The organism is Lentibacter algarum, assembly GCF_018860975.1.
In the GTDB taxonomy this organism is placed as follows: Bacteria; Pseudomonadota; Alphaproteobacteria; order Rhodobacterales; family Rhodobacteraceae; genus Lentibacter; species Lentibacter algarum_A.
On sequence record NZ_JAHKQI010000008.1, the window covers coordinates 112798 to 133908 of the forward strand.

The 21111-nt window shown below is 55.3% G+C and carries 20 protein-coding genes and 1 tRNA gene; 13 read left to right on the forward strand and 8 right to left on the reverse strand.

Annotated features, from left to right (window positions below; all coding sequences use genetic code 11):
* Positions 1–70: 70 nt before the first annotated feature.
* The 5 genes from KO498_RS09900 (at position 71) to KO498_RS18405 (ending at position 6063) form a co-directional block, all read left to right on the forward strand.
* Positions 71–1372 (forward strand): helix-turn-helix transcriptional regulator, encoded by a 1302-nt coding sequence (locus KO498_RS09900; protein WP_215959744.1) that lies wholly within the window; start codon positions 71–73, stop codon positions 1370–1372.
* 100 nt (positions 1373–1472) lie between these two features.
* Positions 1473–1841 (forward strand): response regulator transcription factor, encoded by a 369-nt coding sequence (locus tag KO498_RS09905; RefSeq protein WP_215959745.1) that lies wholly within the window; start codon positions 1473–1475, stop codon positions 1839–1841.
* On the forward strand, positions 1838–2131 hold the full coding sequence (locus KO498_RS09910; protein WP_215959746.1) for a hypothetical protein: 294 nt from the start codon (positions 1838–1840) through the stop codon (positions 2129–2131). Before KO498_RS09905 ends, KO498_RS09910 begins: the two co-directional genes overlap by 4 nt.
* Positions 2082–4823, forward strand: coding sequence for an ATP-binding protein (locus KO498_RS09915; protein ID WP_215959747.1), 2742 nt, complete (start codon positions 2082–2084; stop codon positions 4821–4823). Before KO498_RS09910 ends, KO498_RS09915 begins: the two co-directional genes overlap by 50 nt.
* Positions 4824–4917: 94 nt before the next feature.
* Positions 4918–6063, forward strand: coding sequence for a FliM/FliN family flagellar motor switch protein (locus KO498_RS18405; protein ID WP_215959748.1), 1146 nt, complete (start codon positions 4918–4920; stop codon positions 6061–6063).
* 31 nt (positions 6064–6094) lie between these two features.
* On the opposite strand, the gene KO498_RS09925 is transcribed toward KO498_RS18405, so the two are convergent.
* Positions 6095–8140, reverse strand: a complete 2046-nt coding sequence (locus tag KO498_RS09925; RefSeq protein WP_215959749.1) for an enoyl-CoA hydratase/isomerase family protein — start codon at positions 8138–8140, stop codon at positions 6095–6097.
* A gap of 224 nt (positions 8141–8364) precedes the next feature.
* On the opposite strand from KO498_RS09925, the gene KO498_RS09930 reads away from it, so the two are divergent.
* Genes KO498_RS09930 through KO498_RS09945 form a run of 4 tightly spaced genes read left to right on the forward strand, consistent with a single transcriptional unit; the run spans position 8365 to position 10497 of the window.
* Complete coding sequence (locus tag KO498_RS09930) at positions 8365–9228, forward strand: MBL fold metallo-hydrolase (RefSeq protein WP_215959750.1); 864 nt, start codon at positions 8365–8367, stop codon at positions 9226–9228.
* Positions 9229–9239: 11 nt separating this feature from the next.
* Entirely contained in the window at positions 9240–9665 is a 426-nt protein-coding gene (locus KO498_RS09935; protein WP_215960475.1) for a YeeE/YedE family protein, read from the forward strand.
* Positions 9665–10093 (forward strand): DUF6691 family protein, encoded by a 429-nt coding sequence (locus KO498_RS09940; RefSeq protein ID WP_215959751.1) that lies wholly within the window; start codon positions 9665–9667, stop codon positions 10091–10093. Before KO498_RS09935 ends, KO498_RS09940 begins: the two co-directional genes overlap by 1 nt.
* Positions 10093–10497: a TIGR01244 family sulfur transferase gene (locus KO498_RS09945; RefSeq protein ID WP_215959752.1), complete on the forward strand. Its 405-nt coding sequence runs from the start codon at positions 10093–10095 to the stop codon at positions 10495–10497. The genes KO498_RS09940 and KO498_RS09945 overlap by 1 nt, the downstream gene beginning before the upstream one ends.
* A 12-nt stretch (positions 10498–10509) precedes the next feature.
* On the opposite strand, the gene KO498_RS09950 is transcribed toward KO498_RS09945, so the two are convergent.
* Positions 10510–10725, reverse strand: coding sequence for a hypothetical protein (locus KO498_RS09950; protein ID WP_215959753.1), 216 nt, complete (start codon positions 10723–10725; stop codon positions 10510–10512).
* Positions 10726–10857: 132 nt separating this feature from the next.
* On the opposite strand from KO498_RS09950, the gene KO498_RS09955 reads away from it, so the two are divergent.
* Entirely contained in the window at positions 10858–11115 is a 258-nt protein-coding gene (locus tag KO498_RS09955; RefSeq protein WP_215959754.1) for a DUF2312 domain-containing protein, read from the forward strand.
* Positions 11116–11128: 13 nt separating this feature from the next.
* On the opposite strand, the gene KO498_RS09960 is transcribed toward KO498_RS09955, so the two are convergent.
* Positions 11129–12004, reverse strand: a complete 876-nt coding sequence (locus tag KO498_RS09960) for a hypothetical protein (RefSeq protein WP_215959755.1) — start codon at positions 12002–12004, stop codon at positions 11129–11131.
* A 99-nt stretch (positions 12005–12103) separates the two neighbouring features.
* On the opposite strand from KO498_RS09960, the gene KO498_RS09965 reads away from it, so the two are divergent.
* The 3 genes from KO498_RS09965 (at position 12104) to KO498_RS09975 (ending at position 16666) form a co-directional block, all read left to right on the forward strand.
* Complete coding sequence (locus tag KO498_RS09965; RefSeq protein ID WP_215959756.1) at positions 12104–13765, forward strand: ABC transporter permease; 1662 nt, start codon at positions 12104–12106, stop codon at positions 13763–13765.
* Positions 13766–13805: 40 nt separating this feature from the next.
* Positions 13806–13881: transfer RNA gene (locus KO498_RS09970), tRNA-Thr, on the forward strand.
* A gap of 382 nt (positions 13882–14263) precedes the next feature.
* Positions 14264–16666: a hypothetical protein gene (locus KO498_RS09975; RefSeq protein WP_215959757.1), complete on the forward strand. Its 2403-nt coding sequence runs from the start codon at positions 14264–14266 to the stop codon at positions 16664–16666.
* A 365-nt stretch (positions 16667–17031) separates the two neighbouring features.
* Here KO498_RS09975 and KO498_RS09980 read toward each other — a convergent pair whose 3' ends face one another.
* The 5 genes from KO498_RS09980 to KO498_RS10000 all read right to left on the reverse strand — a co-directional run bounded on the left by KO498_RS09980 (position 17032) and on the right by KO498_RS10000 (position 20996).
* Entirely contained in the window at positions 17032–18288 is a 1257-nt protein-coding gene (locus tag KO498_RS09980) for a hypothetical protein (RefSeq protein WP_215959758.1), read from the reverse strand.
* Between the two features lie 109 nt (positions 18289–18397).
* A complete protein-coding gene (locus KO498_RS09985) occupies positions 18398–18619 on the reverse strand; it encodes a hypothetical protein (protein WP_215959759.1) in 222 nt (73 codons plus the stop codon).
* Between the two features lie 136 nt (positions 18620–18755).
* Positions 18756–18980 (reverse strand): helix-turn-helix transcriptional regulator, encoded by a 225-nt coding sequence (locus tag KO498_RS09990; RefSeq protein WP_215959760.1) that lies wholly within the window; start codon positions 18978–18980, stop codon positions 18756–18758.
* A gap of 63 nt (positions 18981–19043) precedes the next feature.
* Positions 19044–19769: a hypothetical protein gene (locus tag KO498_RS09995; RefSeq protein WP_215959761.1), complete on the reverse strand. Its 726-nt coding sequence runs from the start codon at positions 19767–19769 to the stop codon at positions 19044–19046.
* Between the two features lie 69 nt (positions 19770–19838).
* The gene (locus tag KO498_RS10000; protein ID WP_215959762.1) at positions 19839–20996 is read right to left on the reverse strand and encodes a site-specific integrase; all 1158 of its coding nucleotides are present in this window, start codon (positions 20994–20996) and stop codon (positions 19839–19841) included.
* Positions 20997–21111 lie beyond the last annotated feature (115 nt).

Here is a 21111-nt window from a genome sequence, read left to right on the forward strand (position 1 = left end):
ATCGTCGGTAAATCTGTAAACTTTCTTACGCGGCGGCGCAGAAAGTGTTTGAAAACAGGGGAGTTTCTTGATGAGAGGGCATGCATCAGCGGGCACCCGTATCAGAGAGCGACGGATCGCGAAGGGGTTGCGGCAGGCAACTTTGGCGGCGGAGATCGGAATCTCGGCGTCCTATCTGAATTTGATCGAGCACAACCGCCGCAGAATCGGCGGGAAGTTGTTACAAGCGCTTGCGCAGCGCCTTGAGGTTGAGTCCTCACTTCTGTCCGAAGGTGCCGAGCAAGCGGTTGTCGCGCGTCTGTCTTCTGTCGCAGAGCGTTTTGGCGAGGAAGGGGGCGCTGCCGATGCGACCGAGTTTGCAACGCGTTTTCCCGCATGGGCCAACCTTGTTATTCGCGCGGCGCGCCGTGTCGATGATCTTGAACGCAGTGTCGAGACACTCACAGACAGGCTCACCCATGACCCTCATTTGGCAGCAACACTGCATGAGGTGTTGTCAACGGTCACATCCATTCGCGCCACGGCGTCAATTTTGCAGGACACAAAAGAGATCGAGCCGGAGTGGCGTGACCGATTTCACCGCAACATCAACGAAGACGCCGCGCGGCTCACCGATGGCGCCGAGGCGCTCGTCGGGTTTCTTGACGGGGTTGATGACGCGCAAAGTGAAGTAAGTTCGCCGCAAGAAGAGTTCACGAATTTTCTCAGTGCTTACGGCTGGCACTTTCCGGCGATCGAGGCGCAGCGCAGCGGCGCAGCGGACAGCTACCTCAAAGGAGCCCCGCAACTGTCTTCGAGCAGCGCGCAGGCGATCGCGGAGCGCTATCTGGCTTGCTATGAGGACGATGCCCGCAAAATGCCGCTTGTGCAGTTCCAGCAAGCCATGCAAGTGCAAGGCGGCGATCCATTGAAGCTTGCGCAAGAGTTCAGCGTAGATACCGCAGGCGTGCTGCGACGCATAGCAACGTTGCCGGACAGCACCGCAGGGCTGATTGTTTGTGATGCCTCCGGAACCTTGGTTTTGCGAAAGCCGGTTGAGGGCTTTCCTGTGCCGCGGTTTGGAGCATCTTGCCCCTTGTGGCCATTGTTTCAAGCGCTCAGCCGCCCGATGACCACTCTGTCTGCGCAGCTCAACCTGCCTACGCGCAGCGGTGTCGGGGATTCCCATTTTCACACCTATGCCACGGCGCAACCGGTATTGAGCCTCGGCTACGGCCGCGAGCCACTGCTGGAAGCGACCATGCTTATCTTGCCGCAAGACGGGCCTGATACCTCCGAGCCAGCATTTCCCGTTGGGCCAAGTTGTCGTGTTTGCCCGCGAGATGCCTGCGCCGCGCGGCGTGAGCCTTCGATCATGACATCGGGCTTTTGAAAGCGGCTTTTGACAGAGGCGCCTTTCTGCGCTCATATAGTGTCAGGCAAGCCTGACAAGCCTGCCGCCTTGGGGGAGGAGACAGCATGAGCACGATGACATGAGCAAAACCGTTCTTTTGATCGAAGACGAGCCGAACATCATTGAAGCGATCAGCTTTTTGTTGTCGCGTGACGGGTGGTCGGTTCATACGCATTCCAACGGATTGACGGCACTGGACGCGGTGGCCGAGCGCCAGCCCGACCTGATCGTGCTGGATGTGATGCTGCCCGGGCGCTCGGGCTATGAGATCCTGAAAGATATACGCCGTGCGCGCGACACCGAGCAGACTCCGGTGTTGATGCTAACTGCACGCGGGCAGATGAAAGACCGCGAGCTTGCTCTTGAGGCGGGGGCCAACACATTTATGACAAAACCGTTCGCCAACGCCGAGATGCTGGACGCCGTGCGCGCATTGGCCGGCGCGTGAGTGCACCACCGGAGAATGGCAATGTGCTGCCAAAGGCGAACCAGTTCTTGCCCAAGGAGCTCTACCGTCAGCGCCGCTTGACGGATGCGCTCAAACTTTGGCCATTGCTCGGTTCGGTGCTGTTCTTTCTGCCGATCATGTGGAGCGATACCGGCGAAAGCAATGTGTTCGCGATGAAGTATCTGTTTGCCGTTTGGGGCGTCTTGATCGTCGGAGCTGTCTTGCTCAACCGCTGGGTTGATGACCCGCCTCCAACTGAAGCCCAACAACTGGAGCGGGACGCACCGTGATTTTATTGTGAACACCTCGGCCAATTTTCTGGCGGCGGTGAGTGTCGGCTATGTGGCGCTGTTGTTTCTGGTCGCCTTCGTCGCTGAACAAGCGGCCCGCAGCGGCCATGCGCGGTGGTTGCGCTCGCCTCTCGTCTACACGCTATCGCTGTCGGTGTATTGCACCGCTTGGACATTCTACGGCGCGGTCGGCTTTGCTGTGCGCTCGGGGCTTGAGTATCTGACGATCTACATCGGCCCGACACTGGTGGTGATCGGCTATTGGTGGATTTTGCGCCGCATGGTGCGGGTCGCGCGCGCCCAGAAGATCACCTCGATTGCAGACCTGATCTCAAGCCGCTTTGGCAAGTCAAACACCTTGGCGGTGATGATAACGCTCATGGCCGTTGCGGGCACGACGCCGTATATTGCCTTGCAATTGCAGTCGGTGACGCTGTCTTTTGAAGCATTTTCCAGCGCCGGGGTTGTCGATGGGCCCAATGATCCGGGCCATAGCAACGCAACGGCGTTCTGGGTTGCGATGGCTTTGGCGCTGTTTACGGTGCTGTTTGGCACCCGCAACCTTGATGTCAACGAGCGCCACCACGGCGTGGTGATGGCGATCGCGTTTGAGGCGGTGGTCAAGCTGCTTGCGCTGTTGGCGATCGGCATATTTGTGGTCTGGGGGCTGGCTGGAGGCGTGCCCGAAGTGCTGGCACGGATCGAGACCAGCGAGATCAACTCATGGGAAGTGATACCCTCGCGGTGGGCGGGGCTGATCTTCCTTTCCGCTGCGGCTTTCCTGACATTGCCGCGGATGTTTCAGGTGTTGATTGTCGAGATCGACGACGAGCGCCACCTGCGCTTTGCCTCATGGGCCTTTCCGCTTTATGTGATGCTGATCAGCCTTTTTGTCGTGCCGATTGCCGTTGTCGGCCTGGAAAGCCTGCCAGCGGGCACCAACCCTGACTTGTATGTCTTGTCCTTGCCTTTGGCGCACGGCCAAACCAGCCTTGCGACACTCTCGTTTCTGGGCGGGTTCTCTTCGGCAACCTCGATGGTGATTGTCGCGTCAATCGCATTGTCGACGATGGTGTCAAACCACATCGTCATGCCGATCTGGCTGCGCTTTACGGGTGGGGGTGCAACGGTGTCGGGCGATGTGCGCCATGTTGTGCTCCTGTCGCGGCGGCTGTCGATTCTCGGGGTGGTGCTGCTCGGCTATGCTTACTACCGCATCTCGGGAGGCGGGGCAGCGCTGGCCGCAATCGGGCTGGTGTCTTTCGCCGGTGTCTCGCAGTTTTTGCCGCCGCTACTCGGGGGGCTGTTCTGGCGTGGAGCGACGCGCAGCGGGGCGATCAGCGGGCTGACTGTCGGCTTTGCAATCTGGCTTTGGTGCATGTTCCTGCCAAGCTTTGGCCCTGACGCGGTGATCCCCGCAGAGGTTTTTGTACATGGGCCTTGGGGCATAGGATTTCTGCGGCCACAGGCGATGTTCGGGTTCACGGGGCTAGACCCGTTGGTGCATGCGGTGTTCTGGTCGGTCGGGCTGAACACGCTGGTGTTTACACTGGTGTCGCTGCTCAGCTTTCCGTCACCGCTCGAACGGCTACAAGGCGCGCAGTTTGTGAATGTGTTCGAACATTCCAGCCGCGGCCAACGCTGGCAAGGGTCAGCAGCCCAGAGTGAAGATCTGATGGTGATGGCCCAACGCATACTGGGCCCAAGCGAGGCGCAGGCGTTGTTTTTGCGCGCGGCACAGGGGCAGGGCATTGAAGGGTATTTGCCCGAGCCGACACCTGATTTTCTCAATCATCTGGAACGCGAGCTGTCAGGCTCTGTCGGGGCGGCAACGGCGCATGCGATGGTGGGGCAGATCGTTGGTGGTGCGGCGGTGTCCGTTGATGATTTGATCGCCGTGGCAGACGAGGCCGCACAGATCATGGAGTATTCAAACCAGCTTGAAGCCAAGTCCGAGGAGCTTGCCCGCACGGCGCGGGCTTTGGGCGAAGCCAACGAAAAGCTCACCCAGCTTTCGGTGCAAAAAGACACGTTCCTGAGCCAGATTAGCCACGAGCTGCGCACCCCGATGACGTCAATTCGGGCTTTCGCCGAGATACTGCGCGACGAGACCGATGTTTCGGGAGAAGAGCAAAGCAAGATGAGCGCGATCATCCATTCCGAGAGCCTGCGGTTGACTCGGTTGCTTGATGATTTGCTTGATCTGAGTGTGTTCGAAAACGGGCAGGTGAACCTGAATGTGCAGCGTGGTTTGCTTGCGGATGTTCTTGATCAAGCGGTGACGGCTTCTGGCAGTGGCGGTAAGCTGGCGATCTTGCGCAAACCCGAGCGCGAGCAGGTGATGTTGACGACCGACCTTGACCGGCTTGCGCAGGTGTTCATCAACCTGATCAGCAATGCGCAAAAATACTGTGATGCCGCCCGGCCTGTGCTGCGTATCGAGGTGCGTCATGTTGCGGGCAAGGTGCAAATTGATTTTGTCGATAATGGCAGCGGTATTGCCCTGGCATCGCAAGGGCTGGTGTTTGAAAAGTTTGTCCGTCTTGACGGGCAAAGCGAGAGCGGCGCGGGCCTGGGGTTGGCGATTTGTCGGGAAGTTGTCACGCGGCTTGGCGGGGCCATAAGCTATTTGCCCGGGCAGGGCGGTGCAGCGTTTAGGGTGTCGCTTCCGGAGGCGGACAAGAGCATTTAGGCGCTTTTTTCAGTGCCGCTAACAAGATGCTAAGACTTTTGCGGCTAGATTATCGGTAACCGCGTCAATCTGCGGCGGAGGATATGGGCAAGCTGTGTCAAACGAAACTGTGTCAAACGAAACTGTGTTAAATGAAACTGTGTTAAATGATGTCTTGCGCCGTAAGGCGAAGGCTGGACGCGAAGAGCAGCAATCGCGGGTGATGTCACCGGCGCGGGCGATGCGTATAGCGTTGTCACGGGCGGCTGATGACCTCTTTGAGCTCGCGGTAACCGTGAGCGGCGTGCAATGCGAGCAACTTGGGCAAGACGGCATGCTGCGCACCGTCGATGACGAGATGCTGCTGGTCGTGCTTGACGGCCCAAATGGGGCTGTTGGCGCTGTGGCAGTTGATCTGTCGGTGCTGGCTGGAATTATCGAGCAGCAAACCATGGGGCAGGTTCTGAGGGGCGCCCCCGAGGCCCGCGCACCGACTTCGACAGATGCGGCGCTGATCTCGTCGCTGGTTGATGCTGTGCTGGCCAGTGTCGCCGACAACCTCGGGCCTGTTGAAGGGCGGATAACAGCGGGCTTTCACTTTGGCGCACGGCTCGAAAGCAAGCGCCACCTCGGCTTGCTTGTTGAGGCAGCAGATTTTCATGTTCTTCGGGCCCAGCTTGACCTGAACGGTGGTGCAAAGCGCGGTGAGTTTGTGCTGATTTGCCCTGTGCAAGCCGCACATATCGAGCCGTTTCATGGGGTAAACGATGATCCTTCCGAGGCCGAGGCTGACGACACCAAGCCTGAAACCACGTTCTTTCAGAGCGCTTTGATGCAGGCTGAAGCATGCTTGCCCGTCATCATACACCGGCAAAAAATGTCGCTGGCGCAATTGGCCAAATTGCAAGTGGGTGATGTTCTGGCCCTGCCGGAAGGAGCTTTGGAGAGGCTTGAAATCGGCAGCGGCGTGCCACAGAAGATCGGCCCTTGCCAGCTTGGGCAACACGAGGGGCAGCGCGCGGTGCAACTGCGGTTTGCTGTGCGGCCTTCGAGCGATGAGTTCGGCGAGAGCATAGAGCAAGATCGGGATTATGATACTTCTGCGGACTCGCTAACCGACTTACAAACAGGTGCTGCTCATACGTCCGCGGCTGCACCGGCTTTGATAGAGCCAAACGTGACTGAAGCGCCAACCACTGAGTTGCCCGATCTTTCGGATTTGCCTGGATTCGAGAGCAATCTGCTGCCAGAAGTCGGTTGAGTTTTGGCCCGAAGTGCCTGATCAAACGCTGCTATGGCAGGCTTGGCGGTGCATAGTGACCGCCAGTTTTGATCATATCGTCGAGCCTGTCTGGCATCACGAAAAACTCCGCACGCAAAGGCTTGAAGCTGCGCAGGAAGGTGCGCATCGCCAATAGCCCGCCAGCTTGGGCCCAGAAAAACGGCCCACCATATGCGGGTTGACGCGCAAGCATGCTGCGGCTGAGAAAATCCAGCTTCCACGGGGATGTCATGATGCCGGTTTCCAACAGTTGAGCTGAAACGCAATAGAGACTGGCATTCACTATTTGCCGGATATCGGCAGGTGACAGCGTCGTTTCGGCGACAGAACCGTCTTGCAGCAACTGCTGACGCCAGCGCTCTAATGCTTCTGCGGCCTTTGGCACGAGGTGCTGGCTATCGGGCTCAAAGGCTTGCGTTTTGTTACGGCCATCAATTCCGGAGCTGTGAAAGTAACCGCCTAAGGCCGGAGGGTTGTCGTGGGTGTCTTCGGTCATGAAAAACGAGCGAATGCGAAAAGGTTGCAAGCCAAAGCCTTCGGCATTCTGGATGTGAAGAGGAGGAATGAAGCCGGCAAGTGCAGCATTCACCTTTGCGACGGATGCGCCACGCGCAAGGCATTCTTCAGCACCGTGAACATAGGCTGTCAGCAGGCGCGCCGAGCAAAGCCCGTCCTGTGCTTTTTGGACAAGCACAGCCAGGCCTGCCTTCTCGAGCGGCGCCTGAAAGGCCCAGGCCGTCGCGAGGGATTCTTGCAGGCCTTCGGTGAAAGCCAACTCGGAAAAGAGGATCCTGTCTGAGTGGACATGAAAGTAGGCCGCCGCGGTATTGCCAATGAGCGAAGACGCGAAATGCCCGGCACTGTGGCGCATGCCTGACGTGATCAGCAACGGTGTTTCATCTGCTAGAGCCTGCCGTAGGCTTCTTGCCAAAGCGGGAAGATCTTCTGGCGATTGAGCGCCACACTCGATAGCATATTCGGCTGCCGCGAGGGCTTCAAAGGAGGGCAGGCTCTTTAACCGCGACATAGCAGCTTCTGCATGTGACGAGGTCAAGGACCCGCGTTTGATCCGTTGCGAGAAACGCCCCTGAATTGAAGCCCTCAGTGCGTCATAGCCCCCGTCTTCAAGCTCCAGAATGTCAATGCTGGCACCGGTATCCAACAGATTGAACGTTAAAATATGGGCGAGGGCGTTGGTTCCGATCAGGGTGAAACGGGGAGCATTCTTGGTGCGGCTGTTGGGCATGAGTGCTTCATCACAGCCGCGTTCGTATGCCAATGCGCGACTGCGCGGTGAAGCGGCCAGCACAGCGTCACGTTCCGCTACGAACTCCAGAAAAGCGGTTTCAGGCAGCAATTGTGCCGCCTCCAACGCGTCGATCAAGGCCGTTTGTTCTGGCGCATTGATGGGTGCGCGGGCCGTCTCAAGTGTCTGTTGATAGGCCAAGGGATCAAGATGCCCGGCCATTGGTTCGGTTGCGTATAGGTCATAGTCGCGCGCAACTTCGGCGGCGTGTCCAACGGTGTTCTGCCTGACGATTTGGGCAAACAAAGGCGCAAGCCCAGGCAGCGTTGCTGGCATAGGTATTGTTGCGTTCAACAGGTGCAAACAGCTTTCAGCGTCGAGCTCTCGGGCAAGGGTATGCAAGGCTTCGGGGCTGGGAAGGCGCCCTGATTGCAACCGCGAAAGGCGTAGGCTTGCGCCCTGATGAACGACCCGTGCATGAGCCGAGAGCGCCAGTTCAAACCCGGCGTCATAAACCGGGCCGCGCAACGCAGTTACGACCGGTTTTCTGGAGGTTCGAATAGCGGTGCAGAGTTGCGCGAAGGTCGGGGCCTGATCACCAGACAGGCGTTCCTCAAGTGGATAGTCTGCGCCGAACGCGCCAATTTCCCCTGAAATGACGAGCGCTTCGACCTCGTTGTTACTTTGCCCGTCTCGCAGGGCATCTAGAAACTCACGACGTTGCTCGACACAAAAAACCGCTCCGGGCAGATACCGCAAGCTGATAAGTGCGACACCATTTCCGACGTTGGTCTGAATAAACTCTGCCACAGATTACCTCACAGGTTTGTTGTCTTGATCTTGACGTCTGGACAGCGAACTTTCAAGCGTGAGCTGCTTGTATGCTGCCCACAAACTGTCATTGTAGGCTTCAGGTGACAGCCAATGTGCAGGGTTTGCGCGGCCGCAAGGTGCAAAACACTTCCCATAAAACGGGGCTTGTTACATTTTGTTTATTGAATATATGTGTTGTGACGCCAGTAAGGAAGAGACAGATGACCCCTCAAGTACACGCTTTTTTTGATCAAGCGACCAACACAATTTCTTATGTGGTTAAAGATCCGAATAGCGCCTCCTGCGCCGTGATCGACAGCGTGCTTGATTTTGATTACGCATCCGGCCGCACTGATACCAAATCGGCTGATGAAGTGATCGCTTACGTTAAGGCCAACGAACTGAAAGTTGAGTGGCTGCTTGAAAGCCATGTACACGCTGATCACCTCTCGGCCGCGCCCTATATTCAAGAGCAAGTTGGCGGCAAGATCGGGATCGGTGACGGGATCACTGTTGTGCAAGACACTTTCGGGAAAGTGTTCAACGAGGGCAGCGCGTTTCAGCGCGACGGCTCGCAGTTCGATCGGTTGTTTGTTGACGGCGACAGCTTGCATATCGGGCAAATGCGTGCCGATGTCATGCACACTCCGGGCCACACGCCGGCTTGCCTGACGTTTGTGATCGGCGATGCGGCTTTCGTTGGTGACACGCTGTTCATGCCCGATTTTGGCACCGCGCGTTGCGACTTTCCGGGTGGCTCGTCGCAAGACCTGTATAACTCAATTCAAAAGATACTCGCGCTGCCCGACGAGACACGCATTTTTGTTGGCCATGATTACAAAGCGCCGGGGCGCGACGAGTTTGCCTGGGAAACAACCGTGGGCGCGCAAAAGGCGGCGAACGTGCATGTTGGCGCGGGCTGTTCGCAAGAAGATTTTGTCGCACTACGCGACACCCGTGACGCCACTTTGGCGATGCCACGGCTGATCATCCCTTCGTTGCAAGTGAACATGCGAGCAGGGCAAATGCCCGAGCCTGATGCCGAGGGTGATGTCTTTTTGAAAGTGCCGGTAAACAAGTTGTAGGACAAGAAATGATTGAGATTGATTGGTTATGGGGCCTTTTCGGAGGGCTGCTTATCGGGTGTGCTGCGGCGATTTACCTGTTCGGAAACGGGCGCATCATGGGGGCAAGCGGCATCCTTGGCGGGTTGGTTGACGGTTCGGCCAAGCGTGAATGGGCCGAGCGGAGTGCCTTCATTGTTGGTCTGGTCGCGGCACCGATGCTGCTGCTGCCTGCCTTTGCCGAGGCGGATACGCATATTAACACCAATATCGCCGTGTTAGTTGCTGGTGGTTTGCTTGTCGGGCTGGGCACGCGGATCGCCAACGGTTGCACTTCGGGGCACGGCGTTTGCGGCATTTCACGGCTCTCTTTGCGGGGCATTCTGGCGACAGTGTTCTATTTGCTCGCAGGGGGCATCACGGTTCTGGTTTTCCGTCATATGCTCGGGGTGGTGTAATGCGGTTGTTGATAGCGCTGTTTGCGGGGGCTCTGTTTGGTAGCGGACTGTTCATCTCGGGGATGACTGACACCGCCAAAGTGACGGGGTGGCTGGACATTTTCGGCAATTGGGATCCGACGCTGGCCTTTGTGCTTGGCGGTGCGATCTTGCCGATGTTTGTGGCTTGGCGTTTCACAAAGGGGAGGGCGCCATTAACGGCCGAGCGCTTTCCGACGCCTTCTGACGCGCCTGTCGACAGGCGGCTTGTGATCGGGTCGCTGATGTTTGGAGCAGGCTGGGGGCTGTCGGGCCTCTGTCCGGGGCCTGCTATGGCCACACTTGGGTATGGTGGGGCGTTGCATTGGCTGTTTTTCGCGGCCATGCTCGCGGGGATGTTGCTTGCACCAATGGTGCAACACCGATTTTTTGAAAGGGATGCAGACTGATGAATGACCTGAGCGAGAGTTTTGCCGCCGCACCGCAGATAACGGCCGAAGTTGTTTCCGAGCTGGCGGCTCTTGGTTTTTCAGATGTGATCTGCAACCGGCCTGACACCGAGAACGGCCCGTCCGAACAGAGCCACGTATTGCAAGCCGCCGCCGAGGCCGCAGGGCTTAAGTTTCATTTTCTACCGATTGATCAGTCAAATCTGCTTGAGCCTTCAAACACGGAGCGCACACAGCAGATAATGCAGAGTGCGGAGGGCAAAGTGCTGGCTTATTGCGCTTCCGGCACGCGCTCGACTTTTCTTTGGTCGCTGGCGCAGGCCGGAAAAATGCCTGCTGACGATATCATCAAAGCGGCAGCGGATGCTGGCTATAACGTCGAGCAGTTGCGGCCGATGCTCTAAAAGTCTTCGAGTTTACGCGAGCATTATGCCCGCAACGACGCATCCAAGGCCAAGAGCCGAGAGCCCCAAGGCACCGAGGTTCCACGGCAAAATGGCCTGCACACGGGCTCGCAGAGCATCGTCAGGCAGCTTTTCACGGCGCGCTGAATTGACTTTGAGAATGCACCAGAACAAGCCGACAACACCGGCGACGGTCAGTGCGGCTCCAATCCAGACAAGCGTTTCCATGGGCGATCTCCTTTGCAGGGCAGAGCTATCTTATGAATGGAGCCGCGACAAGTAAAAGCCCTGACGAAAGGTCTTGGCAATTGGAGCCAAGGCCGTTAGCAAGGCGGCTCAACCTCAGAAAGGCTACTTGGCATGGACGATTCAAACTCCCCTTCAAGCTACCGCGTAGGCGCCGAAGAACTACGCCAGTTTATCGAACGTTTTGAACGGCTTGAGGCCGAGAAAAAGGATATCGCCGAGCAGCAGAAAGAGGTGATGGCCGAGGCCAAAGGGCGCGGGTATGACACCAAAATCCTGCGCAAGGTTGTTGCCCTACGCCGCCGCGATGCCAATGACATCGCTGAAGAAGAAGCGGTGTTGGAAATGTACAAAGAAGCGCTTGGTATGTAAGCGTTTTTGCATGTCAGGCGGTGATGAAACTCACCCCCGGCATGCGCGATATTTCTTCTACATCTGCGTCATAAGTATCTGTTAACTCGTCGATCAGCTCTTCCGTCCAGCCGGGCACGTCGAGCTCTTCCTCGATCATGTCTTCGCGCGCGAACTTGTCAAGAAACGCCGATATGACCCGCCGTTTTTGTGCTTCCGTCATTTCGGGGTGCTGGGCAAGGTAGGCGCGAAAGCGCTGGATGCCTTCCTTGGTCATGATCTCGGAGATCAGATCAAACCCGCCTTTGATCTTTTCATTCTGGTCGAGCCCCGCCATTTCGCGGATGAGATGCGCCCAGATCAGCGGTGTGTCTTCATTGCACCAAACCGTCAGCGCGACATTGGGGTTGTTGTCACGAATACGCTGCACAAGCTCCGACCAGCGCAGATCACGCGGATCAGCCCCAAAAGTCATTTCGGCAAAGTTGTTGTATTTGGTTTTGCCAAACATCGCCGGAAGGAAGGTTGCCGGATTGCAGATGGCAAGGAACACTTCGATCTCGTCTCCGGCAAACAGCTCGGAGAGAAAGCGCACGCGCTCTTCAGCACGGTCGTATAGCAGGCCACCGCGCAATGCCATGTTGGGCACGCAAAACAGGTTGTCGTTTGACATGATGAGCCGCTCGGCGTCGTCCTCTTCAAGGATGCTCTCGATCAACACATCACGCGCATCCGAGCTGGCCTTGGCGTCACTCATTGCCAGCATTGTCTGGTGCAGGAGCTTTCGGTAACGTCCGGGCGGGGGCACAGCAGCGCCCAGGTTGGCAAAATCGCCGCGGTTTTTGAGCAAGCATTTCAGGATGCGGTCATCATCGGTGCAATGCACGCCAGCGTGAAAGATGATTTGCATATCGGTTTTGCTCCTTTTGCGCATCTCGTTCGCGCCTTGTTGGTCACTATATACGGTCTTTTCTGGACAGTTAAACCGCAATAAGGCAAGAGCACTCACATGAATGAAACCGCGCAAACACTGCCGCCACGGCGAAAAAGCTGGTTTAATCCCTGGTCAACGGGTGCCGTGTTGATAGCGCTTGTCGTGCTGGGGCCGATCTTCGCGGTGGCAGTTATGGCGCTGTTTCCGACCGAGAACATCTGGCCACATCTGATTGCGACGACTCTGCCGCGCTATCTTGGAAACACGGCGTTGTTGATGGCCGGAGTCGGCCTGCTGGCAGCACTGACAGGCACGGGCGCGGCCTGGCTCATTGCGCGCTATCGTTTTCCGCTGTCGGGCTGGCTTGAGTGGTTGCTTTTGTTGCCGCTGGCAGTGCCGGCCTATGTCGGAGCCTATGCGCTGGTTGATTTGCTCGAGTATGCCGGCCCCGTGCAAACGGCCCTGCGAGGGCTCTTTGGTTGGCAATCCGCGCGGGATTACTACTTCCCCGAAATTCGCTCTATGGGGTCAGCGATCGTGGTGCTGGCCGCTGCGCTTTACCCCTATGTCTATTTGCTCGCGCGGGCGGCGTTTCATGAGCAGTCCGGCGCCAGCGAAGAAGTGGCGATGTCGCTGGGGCAGGGTGCCTTGGCGCGGCTACGGCGCATCGGGCTGCCTTTGGCACGCCCCGCAGTCGCTGCCGGAACCGCGATCGTGATGATGGAAGCCGTCAACGACTTTGGAACCGTCGACTATTTTGCCGTTCAAACCCTGACCGCCGGGATTTTCAACACATGGCTTGAAGGCGGGAATGCTGGCGGCGCAGCCCAAATCGCTTGCGTGGTCTTGGCGCTGGTCATTTTGCTGGTAACTCTTGAAAAGGCCTCGCGGCGTAAGGCCCGCTTTTTCAATCAAGGTGGGCGGCACCGTCCGGTTACGCGCAAGGTGCTCACGGGCTGGGCCGCTGCGGGGGCCTGTGTTTTGTGCCTTATTCCCTTTTTGGTCGGCTTTGTGCTTCCCGCAGGCACGATCCTGTCGCACGCAGTGGCGCGCGCCGACATCTGGCAGCAATCCGCGCTATATGCGGCCGTATGGAACACTGTGTTTGTCGGAGCCATAGCGGCGCTTCTGACAGTGAGTGGTGGTCTGCTATTGGTCTACGGCGTGCGCCTTTCGGGGCGTGGCCTGCCGCGGCTTTTACAACCTATCACCACGATCGGATATGCCGCACCAGGCGCGGTTCTGGCTGTCGGCATTCTCATTCCGCTGGCCGTATTTGACAACAAACTGGCCGACGTCGTGCTCGCCCTCACGGGGTATGATCCGGGCTTGCTGCTCACCGGCACGGGCTTTGCTCTGGTGTTGGCTTATTTTGTGCGGTTTTTTGCAATCGCGCAGGGGGCGGCCGATGCGGCTTTCGAGCGTGTCTCGCCCTCGCTACCTGCCGCTGCCCGCTCACTTGGCCGTCGACAAGGGCAAGTGCTACGAGAAATCTATGTGCCGCTCATCCGTGGTTCCGTCGGCTCGGCTTTGTTGTTGGTGTTTGTCGATTGCGTCAAGGAACTGCCCGCGACGCTGCTATTGCGGCCTTTCAATTACGACACGCTGGCGACACGCGTGCACGACCAAGCCAGCCTCGAAAACCTCACGGAAGCCTCTCCGGCGGCAATATTGATCATCCTTGTCAGCCTTTTTGCCGTTATTTTGCTTGCCCGCACAAATAGAGCAAACTTTTGACTTGCGCGAAGGCGAAGCCTGCCGTAAATCGGCGCTCAATGCCCCTATAGCTCAGCTGGTAGAGCAATTGATTTGTAATCAATAGGTCCGCGGTTCGAGTCCGTGTGGGGGCACCATTTAATCATATAAAACAGTATCTTACGCGTTTTTTATTTTCGTGACTTTTCTTCTCGAAAATCCGGAAGCTTATAGGAAGCTAAATTTGAGTTTACACAGGGCGTGATCGAAGAATCACACTGAACAAGTATTTCGATACTGTCATTGACGGGATGCTTGCTTACGGGCTCGTAGGTCCAGACGTAAAGCTGGCCTTTACCATCTGATCTTTCGCTATAGTGCAGCTTTCGCGTTGCGGACATTGCTATTCATTGTGCAAACTTCTTACAATCAAGAATAAAGCGAAAGAGACCAGCTTGTGGAGTGTGAAGATAACATGATCAGCCCAAATGCATCGCAAAACGGCCTTGTAGAAACCGCCCGCGACAGAAAGGTTGTCGTATGAGCCTGAAGGAAGCACTCATCCGCGCCAAGACTGAGGAAGACGTCAAAGATGCTTACATCGCGGCGCTCGGCCTCAAAGGTGTAAATAAGGGCCTTGTCGACATTCAGACTAACGAAATCTGGTTCGAGGCTAAGGAAGCCGCCACACCGCCCTTGCTGATGTTCGCACAACTGATGGTTTATGTTCGCGCAGCGCGCAAGCGGGGCGAGCCCATCCCCGGATTCCTTTGCGTGATTGACCGTGAGAAGGCGGCCTTGATGGCAACCGAGCACGCCTTACCGCTGCTCGAGGACAAGAACATCGTTTGGCCGAAATCCGGCTCTGCGGCTGACATGGTGTTCGCTGCCAAAATCGCCCCAGTCATTGAAACCCATTTTGTCCTCTACCAGATTGAGGACTACGAAGAAGAGTTCATCAAGGCGACGAAGGACGCGATCAGCGAAGGCCGGATTATCCGCACCCCAATTACGCCCGATAACCTGCGGCAGGTATTCGACAAATGGGTCGCGATGGTCGGTGTTGAACTTGGCGTCGAGAACGAGGCGGATTATGCTGTCTTGTTCTTTGCTGACATCATGCACGACGGGCGCGACGAAGCGATGCGCAACCTTCCCGCTCGCTTGCTGTTCAGCGGCAATAAGCCAGTGTTCATCATCGGGGCTGACCAATATGAGCTCGCCAGCGAAAGTGGCTATCGCAATTTCTGGAACATTTACCATCGCCCGCCTGAAAAGGAGCATCGGCATTATTTGCTTGAGCGGCGCGACAGCCTGTTGCCGATGGACGATCAGAAATTCAAGGGCGCGTTCTACACACCGTTGCATATCGTAGACAAAGCCTATGATCAGTTGACGGCTACGCTTGGGAAGAACTGGCAGAAGAAATACATCGTATGGGATATGTGCGCGGGTGTAGGAAATCTGGAGGCCAAGCACTCAAATTTGCGCAATGTCTATATGTCGACGCTCGACCCCGAAGACGTAACGATCATGCGCAGCAATCCTGCCTTCGCAGGGGCTGGGATTTTCCAGTACGACTACCTCAACGATGATGTGGATGATTTTGGGCAGATTGACTATGACTTGTCGGGCAAGCTGCCGCTGGAACTGAGGCAGGCGATTGCCGATACGCGCGAAGGCAAAAAGGGCGCGAAGCCGATCTTGGTTCTGATTAATCCGCCTTATGCGGAGGCGACAGGCGGTGGCCATGCTGTGCCAATGGCAAAAAGCGAAAACAAACTCGGTGTAGCAAATACGCAGTTTGCGAGAACTGCGATGGAGCAATACGGCAAAGCCACAAACGAATTGTTCATGCAGTTTATTGCAAGAGCTTACCAAGAAATACCGAAGGCAAAGTTGGCGATATTTAGCAAGGTCAAGTATATCTCTACACCCACGTTAAATGAGTTTCGTGACGCTTGGCGAGCTGAATATTTGGGCGGCTTTGCTGTTCACAGCAAAGCGTTCGAAGGGCTTAAGGGAAACTTTCCAATTTCTTTTTTCATTTGGGATACTGCGTCAAGTAGCTTTGTTAGAGATGTCACCGCCCTGTCATTGGACAAAAATGGCAACCAGATTGGTGAAAAGACATATTTAAACTATGACGGTCGTGAATTGCTAACAGATTGGGTAGTAAGGCCGCCGTCGAACAAGCAAACGTCGATCCCGCTCAAAGGCGCAATAATCCCAGCTACTTCAACCGCTGACTTGCGCGGCACCCGGTGGTCTGATGACGCTGTCGCATGGCTTAACTGCGCAGGTAATGATTTCCAGAATGCTGTGGCAAAAACTTTTTTGATGTCTTCTGGTTACGGTAGTGCGCGGGGCTTCTTCGTTACTGCTGAGAATCTCTGGCAAGCCGCTGTCGTTTTCGCCGTTAGACTACTGATCAAGCCAACATGGCTCAACGACCGCGACCAGTTTCTACAAGCCACACAACCACTGTCTGACGAATTCAAATCCGATTGCCTAGTCTGGATGCTGTTCAATGGCAGCAACCTCACCGCAGGGGCGGATGGGCTGAACTGGAATGGTCGCGACTGGTCGCTCACCAATCACTTCATTCCTTTCACCGAAGCCCAAGTCGGTGCGAATGCTCGATTCGAAAGCGATTTCATGGTGCAATATATGACGGGCATGGCCTTTTCGCCCGAAGCGCTTGCGGTCCTCGACGAAGGCCGCAAGCTGTTCCAACGCTTCCACGCTATCGGCTTCCCCAACAAGATCAGGCTAGAGTTCAAATTGGGCCGCGCGGACGCTGGTTGGTATCAGGTCCGCCGCGCGCTCGAAGCCTATAGCGATACAGAAATCACCGACTTCGCCCCCTTCAAGGCCGCCTATGCAGACCTAACAACAAAGCTGCGCCCCCAGGTGTTCGATCTTGGATTTTTGCCGAGCTAGGTGGGGTTGAATGTCTTACGGGGCGATTAGGTTCCGGATTAACCTAGACACTCATCGCAAGGCCGCTTTGGCTATGGGACAAGAACCCGAACCAACGGGTGGAGAAAAGCGATCACCTTACTCCCGTATTTGGTGCGCGGATGAAACCTGCTGTGTCGGTCAACGCTTCGTGAGAGGAAAATAGTGCCCGAACGGGGCCTTGCGTCGTGTAAGCATCGGTCCCGCTAAATCTTTAGTGGCAGCTCTCTCCATATTGAGGTTAAATCAAACATTCGATGCGAGTTTCAGCTTCCCGCCCTTTGTTTCCAAACACGCGAAAGCGCCCTACGTAATGTAAGGCGTTTTCGACTGTCTGTTATGTTACCTTATGTAAGCTCCGGCCGCCGTATAAACACATACCGCTCTTTCGCGTCTTGAAGCTGCTTTGCTGCCTTTTCGGGTTTGGCCTTTACCTCGTCCTGCATTTGGCGGGCGAGATCGGCGAAGGTTTCGGGCAAGTCTTCAGCTTCTGCACCCTCAAGCGCCGCAATGGTGATGCATGAGCCGTGCACGTTGCGGAATATCGTGCTGATATGCTGCTCGCGGTGAACCTCTTTCATCGGTTTCGGATCGGCCCCGCTGCGCATCTCGATCAGGTCGTCATTCATTTCGGCGCAGGCGATTTCCCATAACGGATGATTGGGCCAGCGTGCGCGGTTGCTGTCGGTCGGGTCGGGCTCCGTATAGCGCACCACTTCGCCGGATTGGCGGCACAAGTCTCCGTAAAGGTCAAATAGCTGATCCCATGTGCGGATGCCCCAAGTGTCTTTCAACAGGTCTTTCCCCGCTCGAAATTCTACACGCCACACGCGGTTGGCCTGAGCTTGCTCAGGGTCGGGGCTTAATATTGTTGGCGGATTGTCGGCCCTATGTAATGTATGATTACAGGGCGCGTTGTCTCCTATGTAACGTAAAGTATGGTTCCAGATGTCCCACCAGTAGGTTTTCTTATGGGCAATCACCTCCGCACGTTTGTCGTATATGATAACCTGCCGATTACGCGGCCCGCCCACTGTAACCGAGGTCGTGCGGCCTGATTTTCCGTTTATCGACTTGTCCGCGTCCGCCACAAAATCCCGCCGTCCTGCTCCGCTGTGCATTACAAACTGTTCAGGGATCAACTCGAAATCAGGCGCGAGAATATCGACGCAAAAGTCAGCGCGTGAGATGCTGATGCTATCGCGGCCAAAATAGACTCCTAGCCGCGTCAAGGCTTCGTCTACGTGTGCCTTGGCGCGGCCCAAACCATGCATAGCCATAAAGTAAGAGCCAAATGAAAGCCGGATGCCCCAGTCGTCTTTGGCATTGGGTTTCTTGAAAAACCAAGTCGCGCCTTGTTGCCCGCCGCTGGCGATAAAACGATAACCGTTTCCGCCATGCGGTTTTAGGAGCAGCTTAACGCCATTGTAGTCGATCAGAACTTCTCGGCGCTCTTGTTCGGCGAGTTCCTTTTGGCTTTCCAGATACTTGAAAAGTTCCAAAGGTATGTTGGCTTTTACGGCAAGCGCCAGAGTGTCAAACCCACGGTGCAAAACAGTCATGCCGAGTGGGTCGGTATTTCCAGAGGGGGGTGCTACAATCACCCCCCTTTGCCCGTTTTCGTTGCGAGCCTTTTGGTGTGGTTTGAGCTTCTTTGTGCCTCCGGCGGGGCAGCTTTTATTTTGGGGCCGAATAGAGTTCTTATCGGGGGCTTTAGTTGTCTGCATTTGCTTGCCTCGCGATCCAGTTTTCGGCGCGTTCTGCGGACTTGGCGACATTTAACAGGTCGGAATGCCCGTAGCTTGTCGTGTTTTGCCACTGGCCTGTGCTGTCTTTGTAAGATCGAGTAAAATCAACGGAGTAAAAGCCGTCGTTATCCCAGATTGTTGCGGTGATAAGCCCTAATCGAAACTTATAGGCGGGTGCCTTGCTCATGTCGGAAACCTTTCCATTCTGTTTGCGGCAGACATAGGAAAGGCGCGCAGTCGCGAAACCGCGCGCCTGTTTGAAAGCCTTTCGGCCCCAAAATCCTCAAAGGTGCTGCCAAGCCCTTTAAGGCAAAACTTGGTTGTTAGGTGGTTTGGCTCGTATTCGAGACCGTGCGGTCGGCGATCCACTTTTCCAGATCGGCGCGGCGATAGCGGATCGAGCGTGCCGAGACCTTTACAAAGTCCGGTCCTCCGCCACGGTGCCGCCAATTCTGAAGCGCTCGCACCGAATAGCAAAGGATCGACGCGGCTTCGCGCTCGTTAACCAATTGAGCAGGTTCGATCTTTGAGGCTGTAGCTAAAGGCATCTCGTTTCTCCATATTGCGATTACAGCAAGATGAGGCGTTGATCGCACTTCTTCAAAGGACGTTTAGGTCAGAGACTTGACCTGAATGTCCTTTGCCAGAATTCGGCATATCCGTTTTCCCAATGCTACATGACTAAAGTAGCTATCTGGGGAACATGCGTCTAAAAACTCTAGAGCGAAATCATAAAATCTACCTTTGTAGCCTTCACTCTCGGCGTCATAGTAGCAAGCGGATTTGGCCGAAATGCTGTTGTATTGCTCGAAAATCGCAGCGAGCTGGACTAACAGTTGGTTCAAGCTGGATCCAAGCGACCTGTCCTTAACTGCAGGCTGACGATTTATTTTGTCGAGTTCAATCTGAGACCATTTTCCAATTTCCAAGATGTGCATTTTTAAAGCGTCAAACCTAATGACCTTCGATACCGGATCATTTTCAGCGTCTGGGTGTAGGGCCATCCATTCAAGAAATTCAGGTTCTTCTAGCCAATCTTGAGCATCTTCAAGCGATGCATCGTTGAGATTTTCAATAGCAGAAACAAAAGCGCTAGCGGTTCGCCCCAGCGTTTCAAGCTCGCGGCGAAAGACCTTTTTCTCTGGATACCTATTCTTTAGGCCGTCAAAGGCAAAATTTATAAGAGCTATTCTTAGGCTATGTTGAAGCGTCGCTTCACAAACGGAAAATTCACATTTGTTAGTCAGTTTTGCCACCAAAGTGTTCGACACGCTTGCAAACAGTTCATCAGCTTTTGAGTCTTCTACGAATGGTTTTTTACCATTTTGTTCGTTCATAAGCGCCCCTACATCCTGAAAACAGTAACAAATTCAAGGTATGGAGGGATTGAGCGTAAAGTAAAAGCCCTATGCCAACCCATTCAAAGTGGTAGCAAGTCGATTAGCAATCTTACCCGCCGCCTTCTGCACCGCATCATCTGACAAATGGGCATATCTCAAAGTAGTAGACAGGTTTTTGTGGCCCAAAATCTCCTTAAGCATGAATGGATCAACTCCGTTCATTACTGCAACCGATGCATAGGTGTGGCGCAAATCGTGGACTCGCACGTCTTCTAAACCCGCACGCGCCCTAATCTTGCGCCAAGGTTTTTGCATGTCGTTGTAGTGACCAGTGCCATGATCGCCCAGAATGACATAGGGGTTGCCTTCTCGTCGATCGAGCATGTCGATAAGGGCACGTGCCTCGCGGGGCAGGGGAATACGCCTGCGGCCTGTCTTGCTGTCAGGTAATTCGAGATGCGTTCGGGTGACATAATCCCATTTTAGCTTTTGAATTTCGCCAAGTCGGCAACCAGTCAACAACAGCAAATAGAAGGCTGCAAAAACATAACGTGTGATTTCACCAGCTGCGAGCATTTCTGTCAAAACCTCGCCAAGCCGTTCCTGTTCACTTTCATCGAGATAGCGTTTTTTTTCCACTTCCGGATATTTTTTGATCCGCGTGGTTGGGTTCGAGTTCATCGAGCGTAATCCCCAATCTTCGGCAAGGTTCAACATTTTCGACAAAATCATAACGCCACGGTTGGCAAGATAGGGCGTGTCGCGCCGCTTCTGATGGAAAGCTTGAATGTCTGTAAATGAGATTTCGGAAGTTTTGATGCTTCCAAGCACGGGGTTAACAACCTTCTTGAGGATACCTGCATATCCGGTTTGAGTTGTTGGTTTGCAATGCACGGCCACATGTTCTTTTAGAAAGCGCTCGCCAAGTTCCTTTATGGTTGGGCTTCTCAAACGTGCTTTGCGTTCTGCCGATGGGTCTGAACCGCGTGCTACTTCGGCTTGGACAAGCTTCGCATCTTTGCGAGCTTCTTCGGCTGTCACGATGCCATGCCTGCCAAGGGTCTTACGACGTGTGCGGCCATTAAGTTTGTATTGGACGATAAAAACCTTTCGGCCTGTCGGGTATATTCGCACGCCAAAACCTGCCAGTTCTTCGTCCCAAAGAATGGTTTCTCGTTCTGGGTTTTGTATGCTTTCCACATATCGTTTGGTTAGTTTTGCCATGATATCGTGCGCCCCTTTTTGTCAAATCCGGAAGCTTATCGGAAGCCTCGTGCAGCGTTTCATGGCGTTAGTAATGTTAGAAGGGCGGTTGAATGGTCAATAATAAATGTTTGTT

Excerpts from the sequence above, each read along its gene's own strand:
- KO498_RS09900 (WP_215959744.1), top strand. The coding sequence starts at position 71 with ATGAGAGGGCATGCATCAGCGGGCACCCGTATCAGAGAGCGACGGATC.
- KO498_RS09905 (WP_215959745.1), top strand. The coding sequence starts at position 1,473 with ATGAGCAAAACCGTTCTTTTGATCGAAGACGAGCCGAACATCATTGAA.
- KO498_RS09915 (WP_215959747.1), top strand. The coding sequence starts at position 2,082 with ATGACCCGCCTCCAACTGAAGCCCAACAACTGGAGCGGGACGCACCGT.
- KO498_RS09930 (WP_215959750.1), top strand. The coding sequence starts at position 8,365 with ATGACCCCTCAAGTACACGCTTTTTTTGATCAAGCGACCAACACAATT.
- KO498_RS09940 (WP_215959751.1), top strand. The coding sequence starts at position 9,665 with ATGCGGTTGTTGATAGCGCTGTTTGCGGGGGCTCTGTTTGGTAGCGGA.
- KO498_RS09945 (WP_215959752.1), top strand. The coding sequence starts at position 10,093 with ATGAATGACCTGAGCGAGAGTTTTGCCGCCGCACCGCAGATAACGGCC.
- KO498_RS09950 (WP_215959753.1), bottom strand. The coding sequence starts at position 10,725 with ATGGAAACGCTTGTCTGGATTGGAGCCGCACTGACCGTCGCCGGTGTT.
- KO498_RS09955 (WP_215959754.1), top strand. The coding sequence starts at position 10,858 with ATGGACGATTCAAACTCCCCTTCAAGCTACCGCGTAGGCGCCGAAGAA.
- KO498_RS09960 (WP_215959755.1), bottom strand. The coding sequence starts at position 12,004 with ATGCAAATCATCTTTCACGCTGGCGTGCATTGCACCGATGATGACCGC.
- KO498_RS09965 (WP_215959756.1), top strand. The coding sequence starts at position 12,104 with ATGAATGAAACCGCGCAAACACTGCCGCCACGGCGAAAAAGCTGGTTT.
- KO498_RS09975 (WP_215959757.1), top strand. The coding sequence starts at position 14,264 with ATGAGCCTGAAGGAAGCACTCATCCGCGCCAAGACTGAGGAAGACGTC.
- KO498_RS09985 (WP_215959759.1), bottom strand. The coding sequence starts at position 18,619 with ATGAGCAAGGCACCCGCCTATAAGTTTCGATTAGGGCTTATCACCGCA.
- KO498_RS09990 (WP_215959760.1), bottom strand. The coding sequence starts at position 18,980 with ATGCCTTTAGCTACAGCCTCAAAGATCGAACCTGCTCAATTGGTTAAC.
- KO498_RS09995 (WP_215959761.1), bottom strand. The coding sequence starts at position 19,769 with ATGAACGAACAAAATGGTAAAAAACCATTCGTAGAAGACTCAAAAGCT.
- KO498_RS10000 (WP_215959762.1), bottom strand. The coding sequence starts at position 20,996 with ATGGCAAAACTAACCAAACGATATGTGGAAAGCATACAAAACCCAGAA.